The organism is Nocardia sp. GP40 (genome assembly GCF_050434125.1).
GTDB classification, from domain to species: domain Bacteria; phylum Actinomycetota; class Actinomycetes; order Mycobacteriales; family Mycobacteriaceae; genus Nocardia; species Nocardia albiluteola.
The window spans coordinates 69,514-81,678 of the sequence record NZ_JBNPVW010000001.1 but is presented as its reverse complement, the minus strand read 5'-3'; the positions used below and the strand labels follow the sequence as shown (position 1 = coordinate 81,678).

Sequence of the window (12,165 nt, the reverse complement as noted above, 5' to 3'; positions counted from 1 at the left end):
TCTTGCGCATCGGAATAGATGATGGCAATAATCTATTTGAATAGAGGGTACGGACATCGCCGGATCGGGCCGAATCCGCGTCGCCGCGAGCGCCCGATCACATCGAAAGGACTCAGGATGACCAGCATCGAAGGCGCCACCGCGCTCGTCACGGGCGGACAGCGCGGCCTGGGCCGCGCATTCGTCCAGGAACTGCTGCGGCGTGGCGCGACGAAGGTCTACGCCACCGCGCGACGGCCCGTCGACAGCGAGGACGCGCGCATCATGCCGCTGCCCCTCGAGGTCACCGACCCCGATTCGGTCGCCGCGGTCGCCGCGCGCGCGACCGATGTGAACATCGTCGTCAACAACGCGGGCCTGCTGCGCCCGGCGCCGCTACTGAGCGCCGATATCGCCGACGTCGTAGCGACGTTCGACACCAACGTCTTCGGACCGCTGCGCATCGCACAGGCATTCGCGCCGATCCTCGGCGCCAACGGCGGTGGCGCGCTGGTCGATATCCATTCGGTGCTGTCGTGGGGCGCCGGGTCCGCCGCCTACGGGGCGTCCAAGGCCGCGATCTGGTCGCTGACCAACTCCCTGCGCATCGAGCTGGCCGGGCAGGGAACGCAGGTGATGGGCGTGCATCTGGGCTTCGCCGACACCGACATGGTCAAGAACCTGACCGCGGACAAGATCAGCCCGCAGGCGGTCGCCGAGGCGGTGGTCGATGGATTGGAGAAGGGCGAGAACGAGGTCCTGGTCGACGAGCTGACCAGGCGGGTGAAGGCTGCCCTGTCGGGGCCGGTGGAGAACCTCGCCCTCTCGATCGGCCGCTGAACGCAGCCCATTCATCCACCGAAACAGACACCGAGACAAAAGGATTCGTCATGCCGCTGTGGAATATCCATCACCCGGCCGGGGTATATTCCGAGCAGGACAAGCAGGATTTCGCCGCCGACATCACCCGCATCTACTCGAGAGTGGGCCTTCCGGAGTTCTACGTCGTCGTCCTGTTCCACGAGATCACCCCGTCGAATTTCTATGTCGGTGGCAAGCCCACGGGCGACACCGTGCGCATCGACGTCGCCCACATCGCGCGTCATCTCGACGATGATCAGCAGCGCATCCGGATGGCCGAGCGCCTCAATGCGATCCTGCTCCCCTACACGCGAGATCGCGGTCTGCACTGGGAATTCCATGTCGACGAGACCCCGCGCGACCTGTGGATGATCGAGGGGCTGTGGCCGCCCGGGACCGGCACCGACGCCGAAAAGGCCTGGGTCGCGGCCAATTCGCCGTTGCCCTATTGATCGGCCGCCGCACTCGGGGCATCGGATGCGCCGAGGCGGCGGCCTCGCGCCGGACTACGCGCGGCGCAGCGCCACGACCGGGATCGTGCGAATTCCCTTGGTCTTCTCCTCGTATTCGGCGAAGTTGGCCATACGGGACGCCTGCTCGCCGTAGATCCGATCGCGATCCGGGCCCGTCACCTCGGCCACGGTCACCGGATACGACTCGGTGCCGCGCTCGATTTGTGCCTTCCCGGCCGCGACGAGATTGTGGTACCACTCCGGATGGGTTGGTGCGCCGCCCTTGGTCGCGAAGATGTAGATCAGATCCGCGTCCTGCTTATCGGGTAGATACACCAACGGGATCTCGAGGTCCCGTCCGCTCTTGCGGCCGCGGTGATGCAGCACCAGCATCGGCGCGCCCTCGAAGCCCCCGCCGACGCGGCCCTGGTTCTCCCGAAACTCGCTGATGACATTCGCATTCCAGTCAGTCATACCGACCATCTTGCCGATAGCCGGCCCGGTTGGCCGGAATTCGCCGTCGGCACGGCAGCCGACCGGCGATCGGGATGCCGTCGCGCACCTGAGTACGCCGAGGACAACCCGGCGTGGCAGATGCCATTTCAGATCTGCGCCGAATCGCGCGGCGGCCGGGCGACGGCCGCGCGATAACGGCCGGGGGTGTCACCGAGCACCTGGCGATACACATCGATGAACGCGCTCGGCGTCGCCCAGCCGCACCGGTGCGCGACCGCCGTCACCGATGCGCCCTCGGCCAGGAGTTGGGTGGCGTGATAGAGCCGCAGCTGGGTACGCCACTGCGGATAGGTCATCGCGAACTCGGTGCGGAACAGCCGGCTGAGGGTGCGTTCGGCGACGCCGGCGCGGCGGCCGAGTGCGGCCAGCGTCCACACCTGTGTCAGGTCGGCCTCGACGAGGTCGCACACATCACGCAGGCGCGGATCGACCGCGACGGGCCGCCGGAGCGGCTGCTCGGGGCAGCGTCGCAACTGGTCGAGCAGAACGCGGCGCATGCGCGCGAGTTCCGGGGCGGGCAGCGCCGGCTGCTCATCGGCCGGCTCGTCCGCGGGAGACGTGTGTGCCGGCTCGGCCGAGTCGGAGTAGTGCCCTCCGTCGGGCAGGTCCTCCGGACGGGGCAGGTGGGCGGGGTCCGGCAGATCGGCGGTCGAGCAGGCGATGATCAGCTCGCGGGCCAGAGGCGTGACGGCGAGGACGACCGGCGACGTCCGGCCTCGGATCAGATTCGTCGCGAAGCCCATGGAGTGGAACGAGGTCGGGCCGTGGAAGCGGTGCGCGTGCGGGCAGCCCGCGGGTATCCAGATCGCCCGGTCGGGCGGGGCGATCCAGCTGCCCGCATCGGTCCGCACCTCGGAGGCGCCCGAGCTCATGTACACAAGCTGATGGTTGTCGTGCATATGACGCTCGAACCGGAAACCGGCGGGCAGATCCATCGCCACCGCGGGCCGAGCGGGGCGATGGCTGATTATCGACATACTCTGGCATATTATCGGAAGCCCGTCGCCCGCTCCGTTCCTAGGCTCTGCTGTGGAACGAAAGGGGCCGCGGCAGTGACCATCAACATCTCGACCGTCCGGATCGACCGTCCGTCCGCCTGGAAACGCATGCGGTACTGGATGATTGCGCACGCGGTCGACGACTTCTATCAGGGCATCGTCCCCGCCAGTGTGCCGTTCTTCGTGCTGGAGCGTGGCTATTCCTATACCGCCGCCTCCGGGCTCGCGCTCGCTGCAACGCTGGGAAGCGCACTGCCGCAACCGATTCTGGGCATCGCCGTCGATCGGTGGGCACTGTTGTGGATGGCGCCGGCAGGGTTGACGCTCGCCGGGGTCGGCGCCGGGCTGTCCGGGCTCGCACCGGCCTATCCGATCGTGTGGATCCTGTTGCTGCTGTCGGGAATCGGTGTCGCAGCCTTCCATCCGGCGGCGGGCCGCGATGCGCGCCGCGACGCGGGCGACAGCGCGTCGGGGATGAGCCTGTTCGCCGCGGGCGGCAGCGTGGGCTTCTTTCTCGCACCGGCGCTGGCGACTCCGGCGCTGGTGTCGCTCGGGGTCGGCGCGACGGCGCTGTTCCTACCGCCGGCGGTCCTGATGGGGTTCGTGCTGTGGCGCTATCAGCGTCGGTATGTGCTCGCAGCACGGACCTACGCCGCCGCCGGCGGGCGCGATCGGTGGCTGCCGTTCCTCGGGCTGACGGCGTTCGCCGTCGTGCGCTCGATCATCACCTTCGGCACGAACACCTTCATCGCGCTGTATTGGATCAGGTATCTGGGCGCGTCCCGCGAGCTCGGCGGCGCCGCCCTGACCTGCTTCCTCGTCGGCGGCACGCTGCTCGGCGGCCGTCTCGCCGACCGGTTCGGCATGCTGCGCACGATCCACATCGGCGGGATCGCGGCCCTGCCCGCGCTGGTGGCGTTGCGCGCGATCCCGGATTCGCATCTCGCCCTGGCGGCGGCGGCCATCGCCGGTGTCACGGTGAACATTCCGTTCGCGGTGCTGGTCAAGCTCGGTCAGGACTATCTGCCGTCGCGCCCCGGCACCGCGTCGGGGGTCACCCTGGGTCTCGCGGTGAGCGCGGGCGGGCTGTTCGTGCCCGTGCTGGGCATGATCGCCGATCGGTACGGACCGCAGGCGGTGCTGACCACGCTCTGCTTCGTGCCGATCGTCGCGATCGTGCTCGGGTTCCTGCTGCCGGCCGGGGATCGCAACACGAGGTAGGCGGGATGCGTTACTCAGCGGCCCGCGCTGCCGACCGTTATTACCATGCCGGCCCGACGTTTCCGGTGCTGTGCCGCCGAAACCGGATAGGTCCCTGGGTTCAGCTCGCCGTGCAGCCGGGATAGGCCCTCGGTCAGCTCGCGGTGCAGGCGATGGTTGCGTACTTCGCCTTGCCACGCCACAGGACCTGTGCCCGGCGCGCGGCGTCGTACGTGTCGCCCGGGACCTGGAGGGTCACCGGCGCCAGCGCATGTCCGGCCCAGTCCTGGGCGGTACAGGTGAAGTTCTGCGGGACCTCCGGTCGGTGCGGATATCCCTGGGCCTGTGCGGGCGCCACCGCGGTCAAGGCGGTGAATCCGGCCAGCACAACCAATCCCATCAGGGGTTTGCGCATACGCATGGGCAGCACTCTCGACGACGACACGATGATCGGGGGCCGAGATTACCGGGGCCGCCCGAGAAGATCGCCGGTTGTTGCTTTCATGGAATGGCGGGGCCGCGGATCGTGGCGCGGCGGGCAGGGGGAATTCACGACGCCCACAGCGTGCCGCCGACCGGCGCGCGCCCGTAATGTAGGCGCATGATCGAACTGCGCGCCCGGGTGGCGCGGCTGTGGTCGATGCCCGCCGCACTGCGGGCACTCCGCGCCGCCCTCGTCGTTCCGGGACTATTCGCCTTGACCGCCAAGGCAATCGGCAACATGGATATGGCGACCTTCGCGGCGTTCGGCGGTTTCGCCACGCTGGTCATGGCCTCGTTCGGGGGCAGCCGCAGGGATAAGCTGCTGGGCCACCTCGGGCTTGCGGTGGTGGGCAGTGTGCTGCTGGCGATCGGCACCGTGGTGCACACCATCGTGTGGCTCGCGGTGGTGGTCACGCTGGTGGTCGGGTTCGCGGTGCTGTTCGCCGGGGTGATCGGGCCGAATGTGGCGGCCGGCGGGACGGCCGCGCTGCTCGCGTTCGTGCTGCCCGCCGCCTCCCCCGGCGCGATCGAGGCGATCCCGTCGCGGCTGGCGGGCTGGTGGCTGGCCTCGATCGTGGGAACCGCCGCGGTGCTGCTCATCTCGCCACGGCCGAACAGCGATGGGGTGCGCGCGGCCGCGGCGACGCTGGCGCGCGCGCTGGCCGACCGGCTGGACGCGGCGCTGGCGGATTGCGAGGCGTCCGCGCCCACCGCCACGGCCGCGCAGGGCCGCGGCGTGACCGAATCCGGTGCCCTTGCGGTCCAATCCGAGCCGACGGCATCCCAGACCACGGCCCAGGCGGCCAGGGTGGCGGCGATCGAGGCCAAGCACCGGCTGCTGGAACAGTTCAATTCCGGGCCGAACCGGCCCACCGGGCTCACCGCGGCCGACCAGGCGTTGACGGCAATGGTCGGCATGCTCGAGTGGATCGCCAGCGTAATGGACGACTGCCTGAGCGAGCATGCCGACCTCACCATCCAGATCGACGTGGAGCAGGCGCTGTTCGTCACGACCGCCACGGTGCTGCGGGAGGTGGCGGGACTGCTGGACGGCTCCGGGGACGGCCCGCGGGTCACCGCCGATCTCGAACGCCTGGAGCGTGCGCTGGACGAGAGCGTCACCACGCTGCGCCACATGGATATCGGACGGCCCGATTACGCCGACGCCGTGGACATCTCCTTCCATGCCCGCACGATCGGCCTCGGGGCGCGCACCGCGGCCCTGCAGACCCTCACTGTCGCCGGGCTCGCGGACTACGCCGTCGAATCTCCTTCCGCGACGGATGAATTGCCCGCTCCGCGGCGACGTCTCGGAATTCTGAGCGCCGTCGGCGGCGTCACCCTCGGGCACGCGAGCCTGCGCTCGGTGTGGTTCCTCAACGCCATGCGCGGCGCGCTGGGTCTGGCGGCCGCGACCGCGGTCGCGGACATCAGCGGGGTACAGCACGCGTTCTGGGTGGTATTGGGCACCATGTCCGTGCTGCGTACCAGCGCATCCACCACGGGCGCAACGGCTTTGCGGGCGCTGGCGGGCACGGTGCTCGGATTCGTGGTCGGCGCGGCGCTGCTGCTGGCCATCGGCACCGGCCCGGTCGCGATGTGGATCGCACTGCCGGTGGTCTCCCTGATCGCCGCGTATGCGCCCGGCGTGGCGCCCTTCGCGGTCGGCCAGGCCGCCTTCACCCTGACCGTCTCGGTGCTCTACAACCTGATCGTCCCGGTGGGCTGGCAGGTCGGCGTGCTGCGGGTGCAGGACGTGGCGATCGGCTGCCTCGTCAGTGTGGTTGTGGGAGCGCTGTTCTGGCCGCGCGGGGCGGGGCAGATCGTGCGCGACGACCTATCCGACGCGTTCCATCAGGGCGGGCACTATCTGGCCGGTGCGGTGGAATGGGCACTGGGGATGCGCAACTCGCCGCCCGATCAGGGCCGCACGCTCACTGCTGATATGCGCCTGGAGGAGGCGGTCCGCGGCTACCTGGCCGAGCGTGGCACCAAACGCATGCCGCGCGAACATCTCTGGCGCCTCGTGACCGGCACGACCCGGCTGCGCCTGACCGCCCAATCACTGGCCGGTCTGCCCCATCCCGACGCCGAACCGGACCCGGTGAGCCAGGCCCTGCACGGCCAATCCGCCCAATTGGCGCTCTGGTTCGACGAATTGGGCGACAGCCTGGTCGGTCGTGCCCCGCTGCCGGCCGCCTCGCTGGTCCCGCCGGAGCTGGACACCATCGCGGCGTCGGCCTCGGTCTCGGTGCTGCCGTGCACCCTGTGGGTGGAGCAGCACATCCAGCACGTCAACCCACACCTGGCCGAGTTGGTGGAGGCCGCCGACGAATTGGCACGCCAGCGCGCGCTGCCGTGGTGGAAGTAGGCGACGGCTCACCGCGGCCCGGTCATGCAGGTCCGCGCGGGCGTGACCGTACCGAGACGTGAATGTTCATGCCGGGGAATCGTGGCAGGTCGTAGCGTTCGGTTCATGCGCGCGCTGATGTTCTCGCTGTGGGCTTCGGTGTTCTTCGTCGTGGTGTCGCTGCTGTGGGGGATCGCGGCGGGATCGCAGATGATCGTTTTCGACGGGTTGTATTCGTTGGTCAGCATCGCGTTGTCGGGCTTCGCGATCGGGGCCCGGCATACCGCGGACAAGGGTGCGGACGCCCGATATCCGTGGGGGCGGGAGATCTGGGAATCGATCGCCGTCGTGGTCAAATCGACGGCGCTGGCAGGACTGTGTGTTTACGGGTCGGTCAATGCCGTGCGGGAGATCTTTCACGGCGGGCGAGCTGTTTCGGTGTCCTCGGCGCTGGCGTACGCGGTGACCGCGTCGCTGACGAGCGTCGTCGTCGCGCTGGTGCTGCGCCGCGCGGCACGCGGCGATTCGGCGCTGGTGCGGGCCGAGGCCGCGGAATGGATGGGCGATGCGATGTTGAGCCTGGTGACGCTGGCCGGGTTCGGGGTGGCGGCCGTGCTGGAGGCGACGGACCACCGGTATGCCGCGCGGTTCGTCGACCCGGCCCTGGTCATCGGCGTATCGCTGATCTATCTGTGGATTCCGCTGGGGCTGTTCCGCTCGGGCTTCCGGGAGATTCTCACCATGGCGCCGCCGGAACCGATGCTGCACGAGTTGCGGGATCTGGGCGAACGGATTCGGGCGCGGGCCGGATTCGAGGAATCGATCGTCCGGGCCTCGACCGTGGGCAGCCGAGTCGATGTGGAATTGGCATTCGTGGTGGGTGCGGCGGCGGCGCGCCGCGACATCGACTATTTCGACGGTCTGCGTGCCGAGATCGACCACGATCTGCACACGCTGGGGCACCGGTATTCGACCTCTGTGGTCTTCACCGCTCAGCGGAGATGGGTCCAATGAGTCTTTCGGGCTCGGTCACGGGGTTGGGGTGGAGCGGCAGGCTTCGATGAGGCCCTTGAAAACGCCGCAGTCGCTTGTGGTTTCGGGGTGCCATTGGACGGCTACGGCGAAGCGGGGGCCGGGGGCCTCCATAGCTTGGATGACGCCGTCGGCGTCGCGGGCCGTCGCTACGTACCCGGGGTGTGTGGCGACGGACTGGTGGTGGTGGGAGCGGACGAGTAGCTCGTTGCCGATGAGGTCGGAGATGCGGTGGCCGGGGGCTACCGTGACGGGGACCGTCGAGTAGTCGCCGTCGCCGCCGGAGTGCACCGCGTGGCCGACGACGTCGGGGAGATGCTGGACGAGGGTTCCGCCGGCCGCGACGGCCATGAGCTGCATGCCGCGGCAGATGCCGAGCACGGGCAGGGGCCGGGCCTGGGCGGCAGCCAGGAGCCACAGTTCGGAGGCGTCACGGTCGTCGTACCAGGCGGTGACGCTCTCGTGCGGGGGCCGGCCGTAGCGGGCGGGGTTGATGTCCGCACCTCCGGCCAGGAGCAGCCCGTCCAGGCGGTCGACCGCGGAGGACGCGGCCCGCGCGGTCGCGAAGGTCGGCAGGAGCAGCGGGATACCGCCCGCGCGCTCGACCGCGCGGGCGTAGTCCGAAGGCAGCAGATCGGCCTCGACCCCGCGCCAGGACGACCAGTCGGCCGCCTGGCGGTAGGTGCTGAGGCCGATGACCGGCGTGTCACTCAAAGTCGGAATCCAGCGGCGTGACATACGCGTTCGACAGGCCGCCGTCGACGAGGAAGTCCGTCGCGGTGATGAAGCTCGACTCGTCGCTGCCCAGGAACGCGACCGCGTTCGCGATCTCCTCGGGCTCGGCGAAGCGGCCCATCGGGACGTGCACGAGGCGGCGCGCGGCGCGCTCGGGATCCTTCGCGAACAGCTCCTGCAGCAGGGGCGTGTTGACCGGTCCGGGGCACAGCGCGTTGACCCGGATTCCCTTGCGCGCGAACTGCACACCGAGCTCGCGGGTCATCGCGAGCACGCCGCCCTTGGACGCGGTGTAGGAGATCTGGGACGTCGCCGCGCCCATGATCGCCACGAACGAGGCGGTGTTGATGATCGAACCGCTCCCCTGCTCGAGCATGTACGGCAGCACCGCCTTGCAGCACAGGTACACGCTCGTGAGGTTGACCTTCTGGACGCGATCCCACGCGTCGATGCCGGTCTTCAGGATCGAGTCGTCGTCGGGGGGCGAGATGCCCGCGTTGTTGAACGCGATATCGATGCGGCCGTAGACCTGTTTCGCGTGCGCGAACATCGCCGCGACGTCGTCGGCGTTCGTGACGTCGGCGCGCACGAACTCCCCGCCCACCTCCGCGGCGATCTCCTTGCCGCGCACCTCGTCGAGGTCGGCGATGACGACCTGCGCGCCCTCGGCGACGAACTTGCGGACCGTCGCGAGGCCGATCCCGCTGCAGCCGCCCGTGATGACCCCGACCTTGCCGTCGAGCTTTCCCATGCCTGTGTGCCTTTCGTCAGATGCTCAGTTGTCCGTGGCGATGAAGACGTTCTTGACCTCGGAGAAGGAGTCGGGTGCGTCGGGCCCGAGTTCGCGGCCGAGCCCGGACTGCTTGAACCCGCCGAACGGGGTCCAATAGCGGACCGAGGAGTGCGAATTCACCGAGAGATTGCCGGATTCGACGCCGCGCGCGACCCGCAGCGCCCGCCCGATATCCCGCGTGAAGATCGATCCCGACAGCCCGTATTCGGTGTCGTTGGCCTTCGCGATCGCGTCGGCCTCGTCGGTGAACGGCATGACCGCGACGACGGGCCCGAACAGCTCGTGCCGCCACACCGGGTCCTGCACTCCGCGGGGCAGCACGACGCGGGGGGCGAGCCAGAAGCCCTCGGAGTCGCCGACCGTGCGGCCCGTAATCGCGACATCGGCGCCGTCGAGATGCGCGGTGACCGAATCGCGCTGCCGCGCCGAGATGAGTGGCCCCATCTCGGTGTCCGGCAGGGTCGGATCCGCGACGCGGAAGCCCTCGACCGCCGGCCGCAACAGGTCGAGGAAGCGCTCGAACACCGTGTGCTCGACCAGGATTCGCGAGCGCGCGCAGCAGTCCTGCCCCGCGTTGTCGAACGCGCCGCCCGGTGCGCTCGCCGCGGCCCGCTCCAGGTCCGCGTCGGCGAACACGATGTTCGCGCTCTTGCCGCCGAGCTCGAGCGTGACGCGTTTGACCTGGTCCGCGCAGCCGCGCATGATGCCCTTGCCCACCTCCGTCGAGCCGGTGAAGCACACCTTGCGCACGAGTGGATGGGTCACGAAGCGCTCACCCACAACGCTGCCCTTGCCCGGGATGACCGTGAACACGCCCTCGGGCAGGCCCGCCTCGTGGGCGAGCTCGCCCAGGCGCATCGCGGTCAGCGGCGTGAGTTCCGCGGGCTTGAGCACGACCGTGTTTCCGGCCGCGAGCGCGGGTGCGAACCCCCAGCCCGCGATGGGCATCGGGAAGTTCCACGGGACGATGATCCCGACGACGCCGAGCGGCTCGTGAAAGGTGACATCGAGCCCGCCGGACACGGGAATCTGCCGGCCGAAGTGCCGCTCGGGCGCGGCCGAGTAGTAGGTGAGCACGTCGCGGACGTTGCCCGCCTCCCAGCGCGCGTTGCCGATCGTGTGGCCCGCGTTCGCGACCTCGAGCCGTGCGAGCTCCTCGAGATGCTCGTCGACGACGGCGGCGAAGTTTCGCAGCAGCCGCGCGCGGGCGGCGGGTGCGACCTCCCGCCAGGCGGGGAAGGCGCGATGCGCCCGCTCGATCGCGGCATCGGTCTCCGCGAGGCCGGCCAGGCGCACGGCGGCGACCGGTTCGGCCGTCGCCGGATTCAGGGCGGTGACTTCTCCGCCCGCGCTGAAGGGGGACGTGGGAATGCGCATATATCAGAGCCTTTCGAATCCGCGACGGAGTTCCCAGTCGGTGACCGCCGCATCGAACGCGGCGATCTCGGTGTCGGCGTAGTGCAGGTAGTGCTTGACGACGTCGTCGCCGAACGCCTCGGCGGCGACCGCCGACCGCGCGAATGCTTCGCGCGCATCGCGCAGCGTGGCCGGCACGGTCGGCGCGCCGGATTCATAAGCGCTCCCGAGCATCTGGGGCTCGAGCGGAAGTTCGTGCTCGATGCCGTGCAGTCCGCCCGCGAGCATCGCGGCGATCGCGAGGTACGGGTTGACATCACCGCCGGGCAGGCGGTTCTCGAGGCGCGCGCTCGGCCCGTGACCCACGAGCCGGATCGAGCAGGTGCGATTGTCCAGGCCCCAGGCGACCGCGGTGGGCGCGAACGAGCCCTTGACGAAGCGCTTGTAGGAGTTGATGTTCGGCGCGTACAGCAGCGTGAATTCGCGCATCGTCGCCAGCACGCCGGCGACGAAGTGGTCGTAGAGCGGGGTTCGGCGCCCGGCGGCGTGGTCCCAGAAGACGAGCGCATCGTCCAGGCCGCGCAGCGACAGGTGAATGTGGCACGAATTACCTTCGCGCACATTGGGTTTGGCCATGAAGGTGATGGACTTCCCGCGTTGCTGGGCGATGTCCTTGGCCGCGGTCTTGTAGACCGAATGGTTGTCCGCCGTGGTGATGACCTCGTCGTACTTGAAGGCGATCTCGTGCTGGCCGAGATTGCATTCGCCCTTGGCCGATTCGACGTTCAATCCCGCTCCGTACATGGCGTTTCGGATCTCGCGCAGAATCGGCTCGACCCGTGCCGAGCCCAGGATCGAATAGTCCACGTTGTACTGATTGGCGGGCGCCAGCTCGCGATAGCCGCTCGCCCAGGCGTTCTCGTAGCTCGTGTCGAACAGGATGAACTCGAGTTCCGTACCGGCCAGCGCCTTCCAGCCGTGGGCCGCGGCCCGCTCGACCTGCCCGCGCAGGATCGAGCGCGGCGACACGCGAACGGGAGTCCCGTCCTCGAGCGCGAGATCGCACTGGATCATCACGCTTCCCGGACGGTGCGGCAAGCGGCGGATGGTCGCGAGATCGAGCTCGAAGACCATATCCCCGTAACCAGTGTCCCACGACGAGATGTCGTACCCGGCAACGGTATTCATCTCGACGTCGACGGCGAGCAGGTAATTGCAGCCCTCCGTGCCGTGATCCAGCACCGTGTCCAGGAAGAACTGGCCGTGCAGGAGCTTGCCCTGCAACCGGCCCTGCATATCGGTGAAAGCCAGGATCACCGTGTCGATGTCGCCGAGGTCGATCGCGGAGCGGAGCTCGTCGACCGTGAGCATTCGATCGTTGCGGACCGAGACGTCGGAAAGGTTCATGTG

12 protein-coding genes are annotated in these 12,165 nt (G+C 69.0%); 5 read left to right on the top strand and 7 right to left on the bottom strand.

What is annotated here, in order from left to right; translation table 11 throughout:
• Window positions 1-117: 117 nt before the first annotated feature.
• Window positions 118-819 carry an SDR family oxidoreductase gene (locus ABH933_RS00290; RefSeq protein ID WP_429413672.1) on the top strand — a complete coding sequence of 234 codons (702 nt, stop codon included), beginning with the start codon at window positions 118-120 and terminating at the stop codon, window positions 817-819.
• A gap of 50 nt (window positions 820-869) precedes the next feature.
• Window positions 870-1,292: a tautomerase family protein gene (locus ABH933_RS00285; protein ID WP_215918578.1), complete on the top strand. Its 423-nt coding sequence runs from the start codon at window positions 870-872 to the stop codon at window positions 1,290-1,292.
• 54 nt (window positions 1,293-1,346) lie between these two features.
• Here ABH933_RS00285 and ABH933_RS00280 read toward each other — a convergent pair whose 3' ends face one another.
• Together ABH933_RS00280 and ABH933_RS00275 are read right to left on the bottom strand one after the other, a co-directional pair.
• Complete coding sequence (locus tag ABH933_RS00280) at window positions 1,347-1,766, bottom strand: nitroreductase/quinone reductase family protein (protein ID WP_429413669.1); 420 nt, start codon at window positions 1,764-1,766, stop codon at window positions 1,347-1,349.
• Window positions 1,767-1,894: 128 nt separating this feature from the next.
• Entirely contained in the window at window positions 1,895-2,785 is an 891-nt protein-coding gene (locus tag ABH933_RS00275) for an AraC family transcriptional regulator (RefSeq protein WP_429413666.1), read from the bottom strand.
• A gap of 129 nt (window positions 2,786-2,914) precedes the next feature.
• Between ABH933_RS00275 and ABH933_RS00270 the strand changes: the two genes are divergently transcribed.
• Window positions 2,915-4,027 (top strand): MFS transporter, encoded by a 1,113-nt coding sequence (locus ABH933_RS00270; protein ID WP_429415609.1) that lies wholly within the window; start codon window positions 2,915-2,917, stop codon window positions 4,025-4,027.
• A 133-nt stretch (window positions 4,028-4,160) separates the two neighbouring features.
• Here ABH933_RS00270 and ABH933_RS00265 read toward each other — a convergent pair whose 3' ends face one another.
• Window positions 4,161-4,427 (bottom strand): hypothetical protein, encoded by a 267-nt coding sequence (locus tag ABH933_RS00265; RefSeq protein ID WP_429413663.1) that lies wholly within the window; start codon window positions 4,425-4,427, stop codon window positions 4,161-4,163.
• Between the two features lie 180 nt (window positions 4,428-4,607).
• On the opposite strand from ABH933_RS00265, the gene ABH933_RS00260 reads away from it, so the two are divergent.
• Window positions 4,608-6,860, top strand: a complete 2,253-nt coding sequence (locus ABH933_RS00260; RefSeq protein WP_429413660.1) for an FUSC family protein — start codon at window positions 4,608-4,610, stop codon at window positions 6,858-6,860.
• A 105-nt stretch (window positions 6,861-6,965) separates the two neighbouring features.
• On the top strand, window positions 6,966-7,853 hold the full coding sequence (locus tag ABH933_RS00255; protein ID WP_429413657.1) for a cation diffusion facilitator family transporter: 888 nt from the start codon (window positions 6,966-6,968) through the stop codon (window positions 7,851-7,853).
• 15 nt (window positions 7,854-7,868) lie between these two features.
• On the opposite strand, the gene ABH933_RS00250 is transcribed toward ABH933_RS00255, so the two are convergent.
• From ABH933_RS00250 to ABH933_RS00235, 4 genes are read right to left on the bottom strand one after another with little or no spacing between them, the layout of a single operon-like run.
• Window positions 7,869-8,585, bottom strand: a complete 717-nt coding sequence (locus ABH933_RS00250) for a gamma-glutamyl-gamma-aminobutyrate hydrolase family protein (RefSeq protein WP_429413654.1) — start codon at window positions 8,583-8,585, stop codon at window positions 7,869-7,871.
• On the bottom strand, window positions 8,578-9,357 hold the full coding sequence (locus tag ABH933_RS00245) for a 3-oxoacyl-ACP reductase (protein WP_429413651.1): 780 nt from the start codon (window positions 9,355-9,357) through the stop codon (window positions 8,578-8,580). The genes ABH933_RS00250 and ABH933_RS00245 overlap by 8 nt, the downstream gene beginning before the upstream one ends.
• A gap of 24 nt (window positions 9,358-9,381) precedes the next feature.
• Window positions 9,382-10,776: an aldehyde dehydrogenase family protein gene (locus ABH933_RS00240; RefSeq protein WP_429413649.1), complete on the bottom strand. Its 1,395-nt coding sequence runs from the start codon at window positions 10,774-10,776 to the stop codon at window positions 9,382-9,384.
• 3 nt (window positions 10,777-10,779) lie between these two features.
• Complete coding sequence (locus ABH933_RS00235; RefSeq protein ID WP_429413646.1) at window positions 10,780-12,162, bottom strand: glutamine synthetase family protein; 1,383 nt, start codon at window positions 12,160-12,162, stop codon at window positions 10,780-10,782.
• Between the last annotated feature and the right edge of the window lie 3 nt (window positions 12,163-12,165).